Here is a 19489-nt window from a genome sequence, read left to right as displayed (position 1 = left end):
CACGGAGCGGCAACTTCTTACACATCTTTCGCAGGCAACCCTGTCGGAGCGATGCAATGAACCCTTCCAACAACGACTCCCCCGCGCCATCGTTCTGGCGCCGCCCGGCAGGCATGGCGCTGGCAACGGCCGCCTTGATCGCCGGTTTTTATCTGCTGCGAGAACACTGGGGTCATGTCCTGGGTTACTGGCCCTATCTGCTGCTGCTCGCTTGTCCGCTGATGCACTTGATGCACAGGGGCGGCCACGGGGGGCACGTCAGCCATTCGCAGGACTCCGGGCGTACCCACAACGACAGGAAATAGGCGGATCAACATGAATGCACACCAACATCACGGCAGCAGTGCGCTGTCCGAATCGGCCTCACCAAAGGACCTGAAGGACCCCGTGTGTGGCATGACCGTCACTGCGCAGTCTGGTCACATGTTGACCCACGAGGGCCGCACCTTCTATTTCTGCAGTGCCAAGTGCCAAGGCAAGTTCGCTGCGAACCCGCTTCAATACCTCGCGCCCGAGCCACCCGCAGAGACCACTTCAGCGGTGGCCGGCGCGATCTACACCTGTCCGATGCACCCTGAGATTCGCCAGGACCATCCGGGCAACTGTCCCAAGTGCGGCATGACGCTCGAGCCCTTGCTGCCTGACCTCGACGACGATGACAACCCCGAGTTGCGCGATTTCCAGCGCCGCTTCTGGTGGACGCTTCCGCTGACCGTGGTGGTCACGGTCTTGGCCATGTTTGGTCATCGGCTGCAGTGGTTTGAATCCACGACCCAGACCTGGATCGAACTGGTGCTGTCGGTCCCGATTGTTCTGTGGGCGGGTTGGCCCTTCTTTTCGCGCGGCTGGCAGTCCGTTGTGAACCGCAGTCCCAACATGTGGACCTTGATTGGCCTAGGCACGGGTGCAGCTTTTCTCTACAGCGTGGTTGCCACGATCACGCCGCAGGTGTTCCCGGACTCGTTCATCTCCATGGGCCGCGTCGCCGTTTACTTTGAAGCCGCCGCCGTGATCATCTCACTGACGCTGCTGGGGCAGGTGCTCGAACTCAAGGCCCGTTCTCAGACCTCGGCGGCCATCAAGTCGCTGCTTCGTCTGGCGCCAAAAACCGCCCGGCGCATTCGGGAAGACGGCACCGAAGAGGATGTGCCACTGACCCATGTGCATGTAGGCGACTTGCTGCGTGTGCGCCCAGGCGAAAAAGTACCGGTGGACGGCGAGGTGACGGAGGGCGGCAGCTCAATCGATGAATCCATGCTCACGGGCGAGCCGATGCCCGTCACCAAACGCGTGGGCGACAAAGTGATCGGCGCTACGCTCAATACCAGCGGCGCGCTGGTGATGCGATCTGAGCGCGTCGGCGCGTCCACCATGCTGTCGCAGATCGTGCAGATGGTGGCCCAGGCCCAGCGTTCCAAAGCGCCGATGCAGCGCATGGCCGATGTGGTGGCGGGTTACTTCGTCCTCGCTGTGGTGGGCATTGCCTTGTTGACCTTCTTCGGCTGGGGTCTGTTCGGTCCCGAGCCAAGTTGGGTGTTCGGCCTGATCAACGCGGTGGCCGTGCTGATCATTGCCTGTCCTTGCGCGTTGGGCCTGGCCACACCCATGTCCATCATGGTCGCCACCGGTCGCGGCGCCACACACGGCGTGTTGTTCCGGGACGCAGCGGCCATCGAGAACATGCGCAAGATCGACACCCTCATCATCGACAAGACCGGGACGCTCACAGAAGGCCGCCCGACGTTTGAGCGCGCCGTTCCCGCGCCCGGTTTTGATGCCGATGAGGTGTTGCGCCTGGCCGCCAGCCTGGACCAAGGCAGCGAACACCCACTGGCTGAGACCATCGTGCGCGCCGCCCGCGAGCGCGGCAAGTCGTTGGAAAAGCCCGAGAATTTCGAATCCGGCTCGGGCATTGGCGTGCGTGGGCAGGTGGCCGGACGTCAGCTGGCCCTGGGCAACACCACGCTGATGGAGCAGATCGGTGTATCGGTTGGCGCTCTGGTGCCGCAGGCCGAGGCCTTACGCGCAGAAGGTGCCAGCGTGATGTATCTGGCTGTTGATGGACAGCTGATGGGCCTGTTGGCGGTGTCCGATCCGGTCAAAGCCAGCACGCCGGAGGCCTTGGCCACCCTCAAGGCATCCGGTCTGCGCATCGTGATGGCGACCGGTGACGGACTGACCACGGCCAAGGCTGTTGCAGCCCGCTTGGGCATCGACGAGGTGCACGGCGAGGTCAAGCCGGCCGACAAGCTGCTTCTGGTGGAGAGACTACAAAAGGAAGGTCGCGTGGTGGCCATGGCAGGTGACGGCATCAACGATGCACCGGCACTGGCCAAGGCCGATGTGGGTGTGGCCATGGGTACCGGGACTGACGTGGCGATGAACAGTGCGCAGATCACTTTGGTCAAGGGCGATCTGCGCGGGATTGCGATTGCGCGCGCGCTGTCCGAAGCAACCGTGGGCAACATGAAGCAAAACCTGGTGTTTGCCTTTTTGTACAACGCGCTGGGCATTCCGATTGCGGCCGGCGTGCTGTATCCAATGACGGGCTGGCTGCTGTCGCCGTTGATTGCCGCGCTGGCCATGAGCTTGAGCTCGGTGTCGGTGATTGGCAATGCGCTGCGTTTGCGGCGCGACAAAACATGACAACGAAGTTCGGCGGATTTCACCTGATTTTTCTCAGCAAGGATGGTTCGCGATGACAAGAAAGAACAACTGGCTTTTGACTGCGGTGCAGGTGGGCCTGCTGGCTTGGTCTGGGGCCAGCTTCTCCGCCGACAAGGTGTATGTGGCCAATGAGGGCGCAGACACGGTCAGCGTGATTGACACGACATCGTTCAAGACGCTGGCGAGCGTGCGCGTGGGCAAGATGCCGCACAACGTGCAGGTATCACCGGACGGCAAATTCGCGTGGGTAACCAACAATGGCGAGCCTGGCCCGACTACCGACGCTTCCGTGCACAAGGGCATGGCCCAAGGCGCCCACGAGGCGATGGCACAGCCCGGGGCTGTCTGGGTCATTGACACCAGCACCAACGCAGTCGTAGCGCAGGTGCCCGTGGGGATGCACCCGGCCCATGTGGTGGTGTCGCCAGATGGCCGCTTTGCCTACGTCACCAACGGCGGCGACAACACGGTCAGTGTGATCGACACATCGTCGCGGAGTCTTGTGGCGACCATTTCAGTCGGCCAGTTTCCCCACGGCCTTCGAACCAGCCCGGACGGCAAGGAGGTGTACGTCGCCAATCTCAAGGGTGGCTCGGTGTCGGTCATCGACACCACCAGCCAGAAGGAGGTGGCGAAAGTGCCCGCTGGCAAAGGACCAGCTCAGACCGGCTTCACGCCAGATGGTCGTTTTGCCTTTGTTTCGCTGTCGCAGGAAAACGCCGTCGCCATGATCGACCCTGCCACACGCAAGGTGGTTCGCAAGATCAGAGTCGGAGCAGGGCCCATCCAGCTGTATGCCACCCCCGATTCGCGCACGTTGCTGGTGGCCAACCAGGGCACGCGCAAGAAGCCTGGCAAGACCGTCAGCCTGATTGACCTGCAGAGTTTCAAAGTCGCCAAGATAGTCGTGACCGGCGCCGGTGCCCATGGCGTGGTCGTCGATCGCGACGGTCGGTTTGCGTATGTGACGAACATCTACGCCAATTCGGTCTCCGTGCTTGACGTGACAGAACGCAGGGTCACGAAGACCGTCCCAGTGGGCAAGTCCCCCAACGGCATCAGCATCACGCCTTGACGCATCGAGGGTGCTCCTCCGCCTGTGCCTATCCGGCACGGGTGGGAAGGCTCTTTGGTCACTTTTACGCCGACTGGTGCGTTCGCAAGATGCTGCAGGCCGCTGCGCAGGCCTTCAACGGAGAGGACCGATGAGCGACTACGAACTGCCATCTGGCGCCGAGGGTCTTATCGCAGCGCTTGCTGTCGGTCTGGTGATCGGCCTGGAACGCGGCTGGCACGAACGCGAGCTGCCGGAGGGGGGGCGTGTTGCAGGCTTGCGCACGTTCGCGCTGACAGGATTGTTCGGCGGTGTGCTCGGGCATTTGCAGCCTGATTTCGGCGCCTGGCCTTTGCTGGGTGCGCTGCTCGGACTCTCCCTGCTGCTGACGGTGTCCTACGTTCGTCATGCCCGAGTGTCTGGCGATCTCAGCGCCACAACACCCGTGGCGATGCTGTTGACACTGGGTCTGGGTGCCTTTGCGGCACACGGCAATATCACATTGGCTTTGTCGGCAGCAGTGGTTGGCGCAGTGCTTCTGGACCTCAAGCCAACCTTGCACGGTTGGCTGCGCGTGATTGATCATCGCGAGTTGACGGCTTCACTTCAGTTGCTGGTGTTGTCCATGGTCATCCTGCCTTACCTCCCAAATGCGGGTCTGGGGCCCTACGCCGCACTCAATCCGTACCAGCTGTGGTGGGCGGTCATCCTGATCGCAGGCCTGTCGATGACCGGCCACTTCGCGATGCGGATCACCGGCGCACAAAGGGGCGTCCTGTGGACCGGGATTCTGGGTGGGCTTGCCTCTTCCACGGCCACCACATTGGCCTTGGCTCGATACGCACGCCAGCAGCCACACCTGGCCGATGCGGCAGCAGCCGGCTCACTGGCCGCGTGTGGCGTCATGTTCTTTCGCATGGTCGTTCTGCTGGCTGCGATACAGCCGTCGCTGCTATCCACCTTAGGCAGCAGCCTGGTGGTCACGGGCGTGGTACTGCTGGGTGTGTCACTCTGGCGGTGGCGCAAGAAGGCCGATACATCTGTGAAGGAGGGTGCTGTCGACGCGATGGCGCCCTTTGATCTCGGGACTGCTCTTGGCTTTGGTGCGCTTCTCGCTGTCATCAGTGTCTTGGTGCCCGCAGCCAAACAGTGGCTGGATACCAGCGGTCTTTACGTACTGTCGGCGGTTTCTGGCCTGGCCGATGTAGATGCGATCTTGATCTCGCTTGCTCGGTTGCATGGCGCAGGTGGGTTGTCAACATTCGCCACCGTCGTGGCGCTCGGCCTCGCAACGTTGGCGAACATGGTGGCCAAGGTCGGCATCGCGTGGACGACGGGTGGTTCGCAGTTCGGTAAGCCCGTGTTCTTTGGCTATCTTGCCGCAGTGGCGTTTGGAGCGATCGTGTTGGCCACGAGTTTGATGCTTTCGTGAGGCTTGATCAGCCACACCTTGTGTTGCTTGCCGATGCCCTTTCTGGACGCCAGCTCTACCAGCTCTGCAGCGCGAAGAGATCCAGAAAGATGCGGACTGGGCCGAAGTCGTTGTTCAGGTCAATATCGCACTGCGTGGCGATGCGATCCTGAAATGGTGACGACTGCGCAACTTGCGCAGTTCACTCTGTCCCGAACTACACACCCTCTCGCCAGCAAAGGAGAGAGGGTCGATGCGGTCCGGTTGGATACGGACTCTGTCCTTTTAAAGCGTAGCCAACGCTCAGTTCCCGTGACCCTTGTTCAGCAAGACATACAGACGGGCAACTTCGTTGCCCATCGTCGTGATGCTTTTGCCGTCGGCGGTCTGGACGACTTCACCCTTGCTGAGGTGGATCACGTTTCCGTACTTGCTTTCCTTTGCCATCAGACCGTCCTTGAAGACGTACAGCGTCTCACCGTTCTGCAGTGCGATGACCTGCTTTGCCTCGGACCTGGCGGAGTCCATTGCGAAGGCCGGGGCCAGTGCGGCCATGGAGAGGACGAGGATACTGAGTTTGCGAATCATGGATGTCTCCTGTAAGAACAAGTCACATTGTTCGAATGAATCAATGCGGTACAGCGTACGACTCCAATGTAGTAAGGCACCCATGACCGGCAGCTTGCGAATGCATTACATCTCGGTCAGCGCAAAGTCAGGATGGACTGCCGCAACCCGACTGCCCTCCCTCCTGAACCGGCGGCGACGTCGGCATAAAACGAGTCAGTGCGCTTACGCAGCTCACAAGGAAACGTTTGCCTTACCCGACCAAGTGGAAACCGTGCGAAGAACTGTCGAGCGGGGCGGCCACATCACGCCGAACCTCGGTTCCAGCTCGACCTTCCAGCATCGCCTCGATGTTTTCGAGCGAACCGATCAAAGCCCGGTTGCCGGTGTCCGTGGCAAAACGGGATGCCGCCTCCACTTTGGGTCCCATCGAGCCAGGAGGGAACGCATGGCGCGCCAGTTCAACCGGGGACACCAGTCGCAGGGCGCGTTGCCCGGGTAGTCCCCAATCAAGATAAACAGCATCCACGTCAGTGGCAATGATCAGGCAATCCGATTTCAGCTCGCGGGCCAGCAGGCCGCTGCACAGGTCTTTGTCGATGACGGCCTCGACACCGTGCCGGCTGCGCCCGTCATCACCCACCGCTACAGGGATGCCACCACCACCAGCTGCGATCACCAGCGCCTGATGGGCCAGCATCCAGCGAATGGGATCCAGTCCCAGCACCCGCTGTGGGTGCGGCGAAGCGACAACACGCCGGAACCCCGCACCGTCAGCTGCCATGACCCAGCCTTTCTCAGCACCGATCCTTTCAGCCTCCTCGCTGCGATAGATCGGACCGATCGGCTTGCTCGGCTTTGCAAAAGCCGGGTCCGCAAGATCCACTTCCACGCGGGTCAACAGCGTCACAACCACCTTGCTGGGCGGAAGTAAATTGCTCAACTCCTGTTCGAGCAGATATCCGATCATGCCGTCGGTCTGAGCACCCAGTACGTCCAGTGGATAGCCTTGTACTGCGGTGTATGCCGCCGATTGAAGGGCCAGCAAACCGACCTGCGGACCATTTCCATGGGTGAGAACAACTTCATGTTTCAGCGCCACACGCGCCAGCTGTGCCGCGGCGATGCGCACGTTGTCGAGTTGGTTGTCTGCACTCAGCGCCTGACCACGGCGCAACAGCGCGTTGCCGCCCAGGGCAATGACCAGTCTCATGTGGATGCCCTCATGCCAGCGTGGCCACCAGCACGGCCTTGATCGTGTGCATGCGGTTCTCGGCCTGCGTGAAGACGATGGACGCGTCGGACTCGAACACCTCGTCGGTGACCTCGATCTCGCTCAGTCCAAATCGTTCGTGTACATGGCGCCCTACCTCGGTGTCCAGATTGTGAAAGGCGGGTAGGCAATGCATGAAGCGGGTGCGCGCCTTGCCGGTTGCTTGCATCAGCGCTTTATTCACCTGGTAGGGCAGGAGCTGGTCGATGCGCTGTTTCCACACGTCGTCCGGCTCGCCCATAGAGACCCACACGTCGGTATAGATGAAATCAGCTCCAACGACTGCTTTCAGGGGGTCGATCTCGATGCTGATGCGTGCTCCTGTGGTCTGCGCCAGTGTGCGCATCTCTTCCACCAGTTCGGCGGGCGGCTGGAGGCCAGCCGGCGCTGCGATACGCACATCCATGCCCATCTGTGTGCCACCAATCAGCAGCGAGCAGCCCATGTTGAAGCGTGCGTCGCCGAGGTAGCAGAACGAAAGCTCGTGCAAGGGCCTTTCACCAAACTCCTCCATCGTCAACAGATCGGCGAGGATCTGGGTCGGATGCGCTTCATCGGTAAGTCCGTTCCACACCGGCACATGCGAAAAGCGCGCCAACTCCTCGACCACACTCTGGTGAAAGCCGCGGTACTCGATGCCGTCGTAGAGCCGACCCAGCACACGCGCCGTGTCCTTGAGCGACTCCTTGTGGCCCAACTGCGAGCTCACGGGATCTATGTAAGTGACGTGCCCCCCTTGGTCGTGCACCGCCACTTCGAATGCGCACCGTGTCCGTGTCGAAGCCTTCTCGAAAACCAGCGCGATGTTTTTGCCCTTCAACCGCGGATGCTCGTTGCCCGCATACTTGGAACGTTTCAGTTCGTTGGCCAGATCAAGCAGGAAGCGAATGTCTCGCGGCACAAAATCCTTCAGGTCCAGCAGGCTGCGGTTGCGAAGGTTGAAACTCATGGTGTCGGTCTTCTTGGGTGGCTGTGCGGTGGATCAGGGGGCGTCACGCGAGATCGGGCACGACATGCAATGGCTCCCGCCGCGACCGCGACCGAGTTCACCGCTGGGGATCGTGATGACCTCGATGCCCGACTTGCGCAGCAGCGTGTTGGTATAGGTGTTGCGGTTGTAGGCCATCACGACACCCGGGGCGAGGGCGAGCAAGTTGTTCCCGTCATCCCACTGCTCCCGCTCGGCCTCGTAGGCGTCACCTCCGGTCAACACGGTGCGCAGGCGCGGCAAACCCAAGGCTTGAGCCACGACTTCAATAAAAGGCAGACCCTCGGGCCGCACTTCAAGCGAACCCTCTCTCTCGCCTGGCCACAGACTGTAGGTTCGAATCTCGTTCACGACCTCCGGGAAGATCGTGACGAGGTCGACATCGCAAAAGGTGAACACGGTGTCCAGATGCATGGCACCGCGTGACTTGGGCATCTGCGCGGCAAGCACACGGGTCGCAGCACCGCGGGCGAACAGCACACGAGCGAGTTGACTTACCGCCTGCGGGGAAGTGCGCTCGCCCATGCCCACGAGCACAACGCCGCCACCCAGTGGCATGACGTCACCACCTTCCAACGAAGCCAGGCCGTGATCCACATCGGGGTCGCCCCACCACTCGACAACCTGACCTGCAAAGTCCGGATGGAATCGGTAGATCGCGGTGGCCAGCAGGGTTTCCTGACGACGTGCTGGCCAAAACATCGGACTCAACACCACGCCGTCGCCGATCCAGCAACTTGTGTCGCGCGTGAACAGTGTGTTGGGCAGGGGTTGCAGCAGAAAGTCAGCTGGTGAAGCGCAGCGCGCTGTCAGGCCCGTGGGCTCAAATGGCAACTCGCCGCGCACCACACCACCAATCAGGCGTTCGGCCAGTTGCGCTGCAGGCAGTGACTCGAGCCATTTGCGCAGTGCCCACACATCGTCCTGATCGAAGAAGTTGGCGGTGAGCTTGCGATCGAGTATCCAGTCGCGCGCAGTGGTGTTGGCCACGACAGTTTCCAGTAGCTCGTGCATTTCCAGCACCTCAACGCCCCGTTCGACCATCGCGTTGACGAAAGAGTAGTGATCATTTTTCGCCTGGGTAACCCAGAGCACGTCGTCGAACAACAGCTCTCGGCAGTTGCCAGGCGTCAATCGCATTTGCGCCAGACCGGGACGGCACACCATCACTTTGCGCAGACGCCCCACTTCTGAATGCACGCCAAACGCCACATCATGCTTGGGACTTTGGGTAAGGTTGTTCATGGCGTTCACAGGCTGAGCCCGCCCGTGGACAACAAATAGGCCGCCACTGCCGCCATCAACAGCATCGCAATCAGAATTGCGACTTCATAGGTCTTGAATGCACGCTCGGCACGTTGCTTGCGGGCCCACAGATACACCGCCGCGCCTGGGGCATAGAGCAATGAGCCGAGCAGCAGGTACTTCGGACCAGCTGCGTACAGCAGCCACAGGCAATACACCGTTGCCAATCCCGCCACGGGCAAGTCCGCCGTGCGCCGTGTACCGGAAGCGCCCTCGCCACGCAATGAAAGCAACAATCCGTATATTGCGCTGAACAGGTAGGGCAGCAGGATCATCGCCGTGGACAACGAGATTAGTGCAAGGTATGAGGCCTTGGAAAACAGCGTCACGATCAGGAACAACTGCACCATGCCGTTGGTCAGCCACAGCGCGTGGGCGGGCACACCTTGGCGGTTCTGGCGCCCCAGCCACTCAGGCATCACGCCACCTCCAGCAGGCGTGAACAGCGACTCAGCCGCCAGCAGCATCCAGGCGAGAAAGCCACCCCCCACCGACACGATCAAGCCGATGTAGATCAACACCGCGCCCCAGGTGCCGACCGCACTTTCCAGTACACCGGCCATTGAGGGGTTCTTCAGCTGCGCGAGTTGCGGTTGCTGCAGCACACCCAGCGACAGCAACGACACGCTCATCAGCAGCGCCAATGTGATGGCGAACCCGATCACGGTGGCACGGCCCACATCCTCGCGACGCCGCGCGCGGGCCGAGTAAACGCTGGCACCTTCAATGCCGATGAAGACCCACACGGTCACCAGCATGGTGCTGCGCACCTGGTCCAGCAGCGGTCCCAGGGCTGTGGAACCCCAGAAATCGAACGTGAAGGTCTGCACCTGAAAGGCCAGAGCGACCAGCACGATGAAAAGCAAGAGCGGAACAACCTTGGCCAGCGTGACCACGGCATTGAGCATCACCGCACCCTGGATGCCGCGCAGCACCATCGCATGTACGACCCAGAGAACCACAGACGCACCAGCGACTGCTGCAATCGTGTTGCCGTCACCAAAGACCGGAAAGAAGTAGCCTAGCGCGCCGAATGCGGCTACCAAGTAGCCCACATTGCCTATCCAGGCGCTGACCCAGTAACCCCAGGCGGCGTTGAAGCCAACGTACTCGCCGGCTGTTGCCCGGGCGTAGGCATAGACGCCGTTGTTGAGGTCAGGCTTTCGCAGAGCGAGTGACTGGTACACGAGCGCCAACGCCAGCATTCCGACACCAGTGATCAACCAACCAATGAGAACCGCACCTGCCCCGGCACCGGCGGCCATGTTCTGCGGCAGCCCAAAGATGCCGCTGCCCAGTATGGATCCGACCACCAAGGCCACCAGCAAACTGAGTGGCAGCTTCCTTTGGTGCGCGTTGCCTGCCTCAGCAGGCACAGAACTTTCTGTGTCTAAAGTCTTCGTGTAGGCCATGAATTTCTCCAGTGGGTGTTGTCAAAAGGGACGTACTTCCAGTGTGGGAAGGCAATTAGGGATGGTGTTCAAAACCGGCGCAGAGAAGGCCGTTGAGCGCATGAATCTCGCGACATGAAATTACCGTGCTCGTTTCGATCGATTTCAACACTGCAGAGGTCGATTTCTCGGCCTTTCGAGGCCTCATCCTGGCCCTTGGGCGCGCTGCAGGCGCACTCATCCCTGCGCCCTCTGCAAAAGCCGGTGCCGCGCCATCCACAAGTTGGAGAGTGCGAACAGCGTGTGCAGTTGCGCCGTGTTCTTCATCAGCCCGCGGTAGCGCACCTTCACATGCCCGAACTGGCGCTTGATCACTCGAAACGGGTGCTCCACCTTGGCCCGGATGCTGGCCTTCACATGCTCCAGCTCATCCAGCACGCGCCCCATCGGCGTGGCCTTGTCCAGCGCTTTGCGTTTGCCCGGGCGCATGGCCACATGCCAGTTGGCCTCGATGCCTTGCGCTTCTTCGCGCTTGGCCACGCCTTGGTAGCCCGCGTCAGCAAACACATCGCTCTCTTCACCGTGCACCAGCGCGCTGGCCTGCGTCACGTCATTGACATTGGCCGCCGTGCCCACCACCGTGTGCACCAGGCCCGAATCGGCGTCTACGCCGATATGCGCTTTCATTCCAAAGTGCCATTGGTTGCCCTTTTTGGTCTGGTGCATCTCGGGATCACGCTCGCCGCCGCTGTTCTTGGTCGAGCTGGGTGCGGCAATGAGCGTGGCATCGATGGCCGTGCCGTTCTTGAGCAACAACCCTTTGGCTGCCAGCGTGCTGTTGACGGTGGCCAATATCTGCAGGCTGAGCTGGTGCTCTTCGAGCAGGTGGCGAAAGCGCAGGATGCTCACGCGGTCGGGGATGCGCTCTGTGCCCGAGAGACCAGCGAAGTCACGATACAGCGGCGTCTCGAACAAGGCCTCTTCCATGGCCAAGTCCGACAGGCCAAACCACTGCTGCAAAAAATGAATACGCAGCATGGTTTCGTGTGCGAACGGCGGGCGCCCCGTGCTGGCCACTGGCGAGGCTGCCGCGATCAAGCCAATGAGTTCGCGCCACGGCACCACCAGCTCCATCTCGTCCAGCAACACGGCCTTGCGTGTGCGCCTTGTGCTCAGGTTCAGTCCCAGTTCGGCTTGCTTCTTCATGACGCAATTGTTCCTCGGCTCGGCCCTTCAAACCATCGGGGACTGCACGGGGTTTTGAACACCATCCTTAGCGCGGATGAATGACAGTGGAGGCGATGCCAGACCACAATTGGTGGCGCGCCAACATGAGCCCTGTCATTGCGATCAAGGGCGCGGCCAACCAGGCGAAGGTGAGGTGTTGCAATGCGCCGAAAAGCTCGCCGCCCGCCGCCGAGCCGAGCGTCTGACCGAGGCCGGACGCTGCGGCAAGACCGCCCATCACGGCACCCAACCTGGGCGGCGAAGTGGCAGCGGCCAGATAGGCGATGACTGGCAGCACCAGGCCGGTCCCGGCGGAGGTCAGGCTGACGCCAAAGTACATCCACGCGTCGGTTGGATCTGTGGCCAAAACGATCAGCCCTGCTGTTGCCAGCAAAAGCCCTGTTCCGATCAGCGTTCGCGCAGGCATCTTCTCCAACAGCGATGTGATGAAGAGCAGTGCATTGACCCCCAGCATGACCAAGCTGCACTCAGCCAGCATGATCGCGGACTGGGAAGATGTCACTTCGGAGGAATGCTGTTCCTGCAAAACGATGCCCAACTCGAAGCCCGCCAGTACAAACATCACCACCCCGCTCAACCAATACAAGGGCAAGGCTGATGCCTGATCAGTTCCGACACCTGTTGAAGTGGCTAGATCCTCTTTGGCATCGACAGCGTCACCACGCAGAGTGGGCAAGGTGCGGGCCAGCCCGAGCATCATCACGGCGCCGAGTGACGCAGACAGCAGCAGCACCACCTTTGCCGACAGCGTGGGTGACAGCGGGGCGCCGGCAACCCACGGTCCGAGCCAAACGCCGACCGCACTCAACGCCGGGCCAAACAAGAATCCCACCAAGGACATGGCACCCAACCACGCAAATCGCCGAGCGCGCAGTCTCTTTGGTGTGTGTTCTGCCACCAGGGCAGCGACCACAGGGATTACCGCTGCGACAAAAAATCCAGTTGCACCGCGCAGCGCATAGAGACCCCAGAGCCCTGTGGCGGCAGGGACCAACAACAGCAACAGACTGGTGACGTAACCGACCAACCCCGCAATCAAGACGCGCCGCCGTCCCAGACGATCTGACACGGCGCCCCACAAAGGCGCTCCGAACAGCACCCCAGCTGCGTACACACCACTGAGAAAGCCGACGTGGCGCCCGACATCGACGACGTCGACCCCCGGCATCAGCGTCGCCAGCCAACCTGGCAGCACCGGCAACAGCGCTCCATATCCAGCCGAAACACTGAAGACAGCGCCCGCCAGCCATGCCACTTGAACAGGTCGCAGTCCGTCAGTCCTGCGCGCCATTCCTGTGGCCTCGCCTGGTCCGGCTGCTCGCGTTGGCGTCATACGTCCCCTCCAGGCTGATCTTCGGTATGGCTCACAACAGCACGGGCTCATCAGCCAGCTCGTTGGAGTCATCGCCATTGGATGGAAAGTGCTGCACGAGGTATCCCGTCACCGTCTCCACGCCCCGCACGACACCACCCTCGAAGTCCGACCGGCGGAAGGCTTCCTCCATTTGGTGGCAGACCCGGAACCATTCCTGCGACTCGACTTTCGCGTGGATCCCGCGGTCGGCAACGATTTCCACGGCCCGGTCTGCAAGCAGCAAGTAAATCAACACACCGGTGTTGTGCTGCGTGTCCCAAACACGCAATTGGGAGAAGAGCTCGATTGCTCGGTCTCGAGGCGAGAGCCCCTTGAACAACGGCACGCCGTCCAACCCCCCTTCGACCGCGAATCTGACTTCACCGACATGGCTGGCCTCGCTTGCCTTGATGGCCTGTTCGATCCGGCTCAAGGTGCTGGGAGGAAAAGCCCTTTTGACCTGCCCATCCGTCACCAGCAAATGCCGCACGATGCGTTGGATGTTCATGACTACCACCTCCCCGACGCGCCACCGCCGCCAAAACCGCCCCCGCCGCCGCTGAAACCTCCTCCACCGCCACCTCGACCACCGCCCCTGTGGTGGCCACCCATGCCGTGGCCAAGCAGACCTCCCCCGGACAAGGTCACCAGCAACGCGACCACGCCCGCCACGAGCGCCATCGAGATGACGCCTGCAACCAACCAGGCAATCACCGCGACGACACCGCCGGTAACCAATGAGCCTGGCACTTTGCCCAGCATGGAGCGCAGCACACCACCCACGGTGAGCGCAAGAATGAACAACATCGGGGCGTACTGCTGGAGTCCCACCGAGCCCTGACTGGACCGTGTACTGGGTGCGGGCAAGGGTTCACCGTCCACGACGCGCATCATCTGCCCAACCCCTGCGGCAATGCCGCCATGGAAGTCCTGGACCTTGAAGCGCGGCAGGATGGCCTCGTTGATGATGCGTTTGCTGGTGAGGTCATTGAGGGCACCCTCCAGGCCGTAGCCCACCTCGATGCGAACTGCGCGGTCGTCTTTGGCGACGACCAGGATCGCCCCGTCATCGATCTTCTTGCGCCCCAGCTTCCACTGTTCGGCCACGCGCAAGGCGTAGGGCTCTATGGCTTCCGGCGCTGACGAGGGGACCAGAAGCACGGCCAATTGGCTGCCTTTCCTGGTCTCAAAATCGGTCAGCGTTTGTTCCAGTGCAGACGTCTGTTGCGAAGTCAGCGTTCCAGTCTGGTCGACCACATGCCCCGTCAACGCTGGAACGGGCGTCTGCGCTATGGAAGGCAAAGCCCAGCTCAAAGAACCCGCCAGCAGGCTTGCAAGCAGCAGCGCGCTGCCGCACCTGCCGACTGGGTTGATCGCAATCACTTGAGGGCTCCCGACGCTGGGCTTGTGGATGTGGCCGGGGCAGCTTCGAATTCGACACGGGGAGGCTTGGCAATTTCCTTTTCGTTCTCAACAGCGAAGGTCGCCTTTTCCTTGTATCCCATCACCATGGCGGTGAGGTTCGAGGGGAACGACCGCACAGTGACGTTGTAGGTCTGAACCGATTGGATGTATCGATTGCGCGCTACTGAAATGCGGTTCTCGGTACCCTCCAATTGCGCAGAGAGGTCCCGAAATCCCTGGTTGGCTCTCAGGCTCGGGTACTGTTCCGACACCACCATCAGCCTGGACAATGCACCAGTAAGCTCGCCCTGTGCTTGCTGAAATTTCTGGAATGCCACAGGGTCGTTGATCAACTCCGGTGTGGCCTGGATGGATGTAGCCCTCGAGCGCGCTTCAATGACCCGCGTCAATGTGTCTTGCTCGAATTTCGCTTCGCCTTTGACTGTGCTGACGAGGTTGGGTATCAAGTCCGCACGGCGTTGGTACTCGTTGATGACCTCGGCCCAACCCGCCTTGATCTGCTCGTCGGCACTTTGAAAAGTGTTGTAGCCGCAGCCACTCAGGCTCAGGGCCAAGCTTGTTGCCAGGGCAGCCGTTGTGGCTCGAATCTGTTTGCTCATGTTCAGTTCCTCAGAATGATCAGATCGATCGTTGTGTTGTGGGACTCGCCTCGAAGTTCTTGACTGTGTCGTCAACCATCTGCCGGGTGCACCATCGCGCGTAGCGCTGGCCGAACAATCGTCCGAGCCAAAGGCCGAGTCCGCTTTCCGGCAATGCGTACTCGATGAAGACGCGGAGCATCGAACCGTTCCCATGGGGGGACAGCTCGAAGCCCATCCGGTAGTGGCCGATAACCAGCAGCTTTGGCGCCCCGGTGGATTCCCAGACCTTGCGACGGGGAGGGATGCGCTCTGTCACCATCTCCTCGACCGAGAGTTCGACACCAAAGACGCGCCCCGACAAACGCATCCGAGACCCGACCTTTTGCCCATGCTCTTCGTCGAGTTCGGTTTTCATCCGTCCCCATCCCGTCCTCCAGGAGGGTTCGCCCATGTGTGATGACAGTCGTGTGTGAACGTCCATTTGCGCAAAAACCCGACCCGGCAGAGCCTGGACAAAGCTGTTGCATTCGTATCGACGGGGCAGCATTCATCTCTCCCGTGAACGGTGCGTAGGAAGACTGATGGCGTTTGATGGCCTGCGCTCGCGCCCATACCCGCAAAAGTGGAGACAGATCACAGCACTCAGTAGTGCAGCGAAGAAGCACCACACCGAGATGAACCAGGTCGCATAAAAGGCGTAAGCCGCGCCAAACGACAGCAGAGCAAGAGCGCCGAAGACCTGCACCATGCGGTGTGTGGACAGCAGCGGGCTGATCACCGTCGACAGCAGGTACAGCGTCATCGTCACTGCTGCAAAAAAGTGTGGCGAGTCGTACTCGATGTGCTGACCGGTGGGCTTTGATACGACTGGAAATGCCACCAGTGCGTACATCAAATACGCCCCGACCGTGGCGCCGGCTGCAACGAAGACATTCAACGCTCGGTGGCGCCATCCCAGAGGCTCCATCAGCAGAACAGCCACGGGTATGTAGACCGGCCACAGCACATGCGAGAAGAAGGAGTACACCTGAGTCATCACCGCGTTCAGCCGTGGAGCGTCTTCACTGAACGTCAGCCAGATCACGCCCTCGATCAATTGCTGGATCGCGAACAACATCGGGATCGCCGCGAATGGAAGATCCCGACGCTGGCCCGTATCCAGGGCCGTCCTGACAGTGAGCGTTCCAACTCCGAGGAGAAACGCACCCGCGGAAAAGCTTGCAGTGGCCGAGAAGCACATTCAGTTCACTCCTCCGTTGCTTCGGTCGAGATCGACAGAGGATGCTTTACGGCTCGCGACCAAGACGACCAGGCCCGCGAACCAGACCAAAGCGGGTAGCAGGAGCAGCCATCTGAAATCGGAATGGAGTGCAAAGTTGGTCGCGCTCATCAGCACAACAGTCAGTGCGCCGGAGATGGCCAGTACCCAGGACGTGTTCCTCGATTGCAGCGGTATGGCGACAGTGGCAACGAACACCGTGAGTACCCCGGCACCTGCCATGAATCCCCCCATGACAGTAAACACCTTGCGCAACCAACTTTCGAGGCCGGGCACCGAAGCACGAATCTGTTCGAGGGTGGCACCCATGAAGCGCGGGTCTTCAGGCAACAGGGGTGGCCGCACAAAAATGAAATAGACGCCTAAGGCCATCAGCCAAACACCGCAGGCTGAGAGCATCCACTTCGACACTTGAATGCTCTTGACGGCATTCAGTGGCACTGTTCCTGCCATCAAGTCCGCAGGGCGCTTTGGAGTGTTCATGCCGACGCTCCAGCGGCAAGCTTCGCAACGGTCGACTGCGTGCCAGATCCTCCTGCCTGTTTGATGCCTGCAAGCTTGGTGCGCTTGAGCAGCAATGCGTTGATGGCCACCACCGCCGAGCTGCCCGACATGGACAGCGCTGCGATCTCCGGTGACAGCGTGAAGGGATAGAAAACGCCCGCCGCCACCGGGAAGGCGACCACGTTGTAGCCCACCGCCCACCACAGGTTTTGATGCATCTTGCGCAAAGTGGCGCGCGACAGTTCGATGGCACCGACCACGTCGTAGGGATCGCTCTTCATCAGCACGACCTGGGCACTTTCCATGGCCACGTCGGTGCCCGCGCCAATGGCGAATCCCACGTCGGCCTGTGTCAACGCCGGGGCATCGTTGATGCCGTCGCCGACCATACCAACCTTGTTGCCTTGGTCCTGCAGTTCCTTGATCTTTGCGGCCTTCTGTCCGGGCAGCACTTCGGCCAGCACGATGTCGATGCCCAGCTCCTTGCCGATACGCTCGGCGGTGGCCTGGTTGTCCCCGGTCATCATCGCAACCTTGACGCCGCGCTCCTGCAGCTTGGCGATGGTCGCCTTCGATGTGGGGCGCACCGCGTCGGCAATCGCGATCAAGCCGATGAGCTCGCCACCTCGAGCAACATAAACGACAGTCCGTCCGCCCCCTTCAAGCTGCGCGGACTTGGCCGCCAGGGCTGCCATCGACTTCCCACTCACGCCTTCTGCCTGCATCAGCTTGCGGTTGCCCAGCAGCACGGCATCAGTGCCGATGGTGGCTCGGGCGCCCTGTCCATCGATGTTGGCGAAGTCCGTGGCCACCTCGACCTGAGCAGCTCCAGCACGCTTGAGCACCGCCTGCGCCAATGGGTGTTCGGAGAACTTCTCGACCCCAGCTGCTACGGCGAGCAACTGTGCCTCGCTGACATCGGTCGCCGTTACCATTTCCACCACATCGGGTTGGCCCATGGTGAGCGTGCCTGTCTTGTCAAAGACGATAACGGTCAGTTTGGTCGCGTTCTCCAGCGCCGAGGCGTTCTTGAAAAGAATGCCGTTCATCGCGCCCAGGCCGGTGCCCACCATGATGGCCATCGGCGTGGCCAACCCCAGTGCGTCGGGGCAGGCGATCACGAACACGGTGATGGTCAGCGTCAGCGCGAACAGCAAGGGTTCGCCGATGACCCAGAACCACACGCCGAAGGTGAGCAGTCCAATGGCAATGGCAGCCAACACCAACCACTGCGAAGCCTGATCAGCGAGCAGTTGGCCTGGTGCCTTGGAGTTCTGCGCTTCCTGCACCAACTTGACAATTTGCGCCAACGCGGTGTCCGCACCAACCTTGGTGGCCTTGTAGCGGAAACTGCCACCTTTGTTGATGGTGGCACCGATCACAGGGTTCCCCACCACCTTCTTCACCGGCATCGATTCCCCGGTGAGCATCGACTCGTCGACCTGAGAGCTGCCCTCCGTCACCTCGCCATCGACCGGGATCTTGTCGCCTGGCTTGATGACGATGGTTTCGCCGGCGAGGACCTGCGACGTCGGCACCTGCGTCTCGACTCCTCCGCGAACGACATTGGCCATCGGTGGGGCCAGATCCATCAGTGCACGGATGGCGTCCGACGCGCCGGCGCGCGCCCGCATCTCCAGCCAGTGGCCCAGCAGAATGAAGACGAGCAGCACGGCGGACGCTTCAAAGAACACCTCGCTCTCGTAAAAGAACGTGGCTCCCACGCTGAACAGGTATCCCGTGCCGACTGAGAGCACGATGAGTGTGGCCATGTTGGCAACCTTGTTGCGTGCGGCTCGTACCGCAGCCACCAGGAAGGGCCAGACCGGATAGGCGATGGCGCCCGTGGCCATGAAGAACAGAAACAGCTTGCGGTCCAGACCGAACGGCGAGGGAAAGTTGCCGAACATCTCGCCCATCGGGGAGTACAAAAAGACCGGTACTGCAAACAACAAGGCGACCAGGAACCTGTTGCGCATGTCGTTGGCCATGTCCTGCATGGACATACCCGGCGAATGGCCCATGTCATGCATCATGTCCGCCTTCTGAGCTGTGGACGATGCATCCGATGGCCCGTGGGTCCCGTGGCCGTCGTGGATTTTCTTCTCCGGGGCACTTGGATCGACACCGTGTCCCACCCCTCTCGATCCCTTCCCGGTTGAGGGTCCCGCGTGGGTGGCGCTGTCGGTTCTGTGGTTTGCCGGCGCGCAGACATGCGCCGGAGCCAGTTCACCACGGCAGTGGTAACCGCAATCCACCACACGTTGACGGATGGCCTCCATCGTGACCATTGCTTCGTCGTAGTGCACGGTCGCGCTACCGGCCACGTAGTTCACGTCGACGTGATGAACACCGGGCAGCGTTGACAGCTCTCGCTGTACTCCCGTTGCACTCAGGGTGGAGACCAGCTCGCCGACTTCGATGGTGCTTGTTTTCATGAGG

18 protein-coding genes and 1 pseudogene are annotated in these 19489 nt (G+C 61.1%); 5 read left to right on the top strand and 14 right to left on the bottom strand.

Features of this window, described 5'->3' with window-relative positions:
* The first annotated feature begins 56 nt into the window (after positions 1 to 56).
* From Q1W68_RS10175 to Q1W68_RS10155, 5 genes and pseudogenes are all read left to right on the top strand, one after another.
* Positions 57 to 305, top strand: coding sequence for a DUF2933 domain-containing protein (locus tag Q1W68_RS10175; protein WP_300653863.1), 249 nt, complete (start codon positions 57 to 59; stop codon positions 303 to 305).
* Positions 306 to 315: 10 nt separating this feature from the next.
* Positions 316 to 2646 (top strand): heavy metal translocating P-type ATPase, encoded by a 2331-nt coding sequence (locus tag Q1W68_RS10170; RefSeq protein WP_300653866.1) that lies wholly within the window; start codon positions 316 to 318, stop codon positions 2644 to 2646.
* A complete protein-coding gene (locus Q1W68_RS10165) occupies positions 2615 to 3742 on the top strand; it encodes a cytochrome D1 domain-containing protein (protein WP_300658342.1) in 1128 nt (375 codons plus the stop codon). The genes Q1W68_RS10170 and Q1W68_RS10165 overlap by 32 nt, the downstream gene beginning before the upstream one ends.
* A 130-nt stretch (positions 3743 to 3872) precedes the next feature.
* Positions 3873 to 5153, top strand: coding sequence for an MgtC/SapB family protein (locus tag Q1W68_RS10160; protein ID WP_300653870.1), 1281 nt, complete (start codon positions 3873 to 3875; stop codon positions 5151 to 5153).
* A gap of 20 nt (positions 5154 to 5173) precedes the next feature.
* A pseudogene (locus Q1W68_RS10155) lies at positions 5174 to 5313 on the top strand (DUF2789 family protein); the annotation flags it as partial.
* Between the two features lie 122 nt (positions 5314 to 5435).
* Here the strand turns inward: Q1W68_RS10155 and Q1W68_RS10150 are convergent.
* The 14 genes from Q1W68_RS10150 to Q1W68_RS10085 all read right to left on the bottom strand — a co-directional run bounded on the left by Q1W68_RS10150 (position 5436) and on the right by Q1W68_RS10085 (position 19485).
* Positions 5436 to 5720, bottom strand: a complete 285-nt coding sequence (locus tag Q1W68_RS10150) for a CopK family periplasmic copper-binding protein (RefSeq protein ID WP_300653871.1) — start codon at positions 5718 to 5720, stop codon at positions 5436 to 5438.
* A 232-nt stretch (positions 5721 to 5952) separates the two neighbouring features.
* Positions 5953 to 6912 (bottom strand): carbamate kinase, encoded by a 960-nt coding sequence (gene arcC, locus Q1W68_RS10145; RefSeq protein WP_300653874.1) that lies wholly within the window; start codon positions 6910 to 6912, stop codon positions 5953 to 5955.
* Positions 6913 to 6922: 10 nt separating this feature from the next.
* Complete coding sequence (argF, locus tag Q1W68_RS10140) at positions 6923 to 7921, bottom strand: ornithine carbamoyltransferase (protein ID WP_300653875.1); 999 nt, start codon at positions 7919 to 7921, stop codon at positions 6923 to 6925.
* A gap of 33 nt (positions 7922 to 7954) precedes the next feature.
* Complete coding sequence (locus tag Q1W68_RS10135) at positions 7955 to 9205, bottom strand: arginine deiminase (protein ID WP_300653878.1); 1251 nt, start codon at positions 9203 to 9205, stop codon at positions 7955 to 7957.
* A gap of 5 nt (positions 9206 to 9210) precedes the next feature.
* Positions 9211 to 10677 carry an arginine-ornithine antiporter gene (gene arcD / locus Q1W68_RS10130; protein ID WP_300653880.1) on the bottom strand — a complete coding sequence of 489 codons (1467 nt, stop codon included), beginning with the start codon at positions 10675 to 10677 and terminating at the stop codon, positions 9211 to 9213.
* Positions 10678 to 10893: 216 nt separating this feature from the next.
* Entirely contained in the window at positions 10894 to 11862 is a 969-nt protein-coding gene (locus tag Q1W68_RS10125; RefSeq protein WP_291084484.1) for an IS5 family transposase, read from the bottom strand.
* 67 nt (positions 11863 to 11929) lie between these two features.
* The gene (locus Q1W68_RS10120; protein WP_300653883.1) at positions 11930 to 13195 is read right to left on the bottom strand and encodes an MFS transporter; all 1266 of its coding nucleotides are present in this window, start codon (positions 13193 to 13195) and stop codon (positions 11930 to 11932) included.
* A gap of 73 nt (positions 13196 to 13268) precedes the next feature.
* The gene (locus tag Q1W68_RS10115; protein WP_300653885.1) at positions 13269 to 13766 is read right to left on the bottom strand and encodes a TPM domain-containing protein; all 498 of its coding nucleotides are present in this window, start codon (positions 13764 to 13766) and stop codon (positions 13269 to 13271) included.
* A 2-nt stretch (positions 13767 to 13768) separates the two neighbouring features.
* Positions 13769 to 14632 carry a TPM domain-containing protein gene (locus tag Q1W68_RS10110; RefSeq protein WP_300653925.1) on the bottom strand — a complete coding sequence of 288 codons (864 nt, stop codon included), beginning with the start codon at positions 14630 to 14632 and terminating at the stop codon, positions 13769 to 13771.
* Positions 14633 to 14637: 5 nt separating this feature from the next.
* Positions 14638 to 15282: a LemA family protein gene (locus Q1W68_RS10105; RefSeq protein WP_300653888.1), complete on the bottom strand. Its 645-nt coding sequence runs from the start codon at positions 15280 to 15282 to the stop codon at positions 14638 to 14640.
* A 19-nt stretch (positions 15283 to 15301) separates the two neighbouring features.
* Positions 15302 to 15679, bottom strand: a complete 378-nt coding sequence (locus Q1W68_RS10100) for an SRPBCC family protein (protein ID WP_300653890.1) — start codon at positions 15677 to 15679, stop codon at positions 15302 to 15304.
* 132 nt (positions 15680 to 15811) lie between these two features.
* The gene (locus tag Q1W68_RS10095) at positions 15812 to 16504 is read right to left on the bottom strand and encodes a DUF6629 family protein (RefSeq protein ID WP_235501406.1); all 693 of its coding nucleotides are present in this window, start codon (positions 16502 to 16504) and stop codon (positions 15812 to 15814) included.
* Positions 16505 to 17026 (bottom strand): hypothetical protein, encoded by a 522-nt coding sequence (locus Q1W68_RS10090; RefSeq protein ID WP_366146699.1) that lies wholly within the window; start codon positions 17024 to 17026, stop codon positions 16505 to 16507. It abuts the gene before it with no gap.
* Positions 17023 to 19485, bottom strand: coding sequence for a heavy metal translocating P-type ATPase (locus tag Q1W68_RS10085; RefSeq protein ID WP_300653892.1), 2463 nt, complete (start codon positions 19483 to 19485; stop codon positions 17023 to 17025). Before Q1W68_RS10085 ends, Q1W68_RS10090 begins: the two co-directional genes overlap by 4 nt.
* Between the last annotated feature and the right edge of the window lie 4 nt (positions 19486 to 19489).

Source organism: Hydrogenophaga sp., from assembly GCF_030158645.1.
Lineage (GTDB): Bacteria > Pseudomonadota > Gammaproteobacteria > Burkholderiales > Burkholderiaceae_C > Hydrogenophaga.
This window is presented reverse-complemented; position numbering and strand designations above follow the sequence as displayed.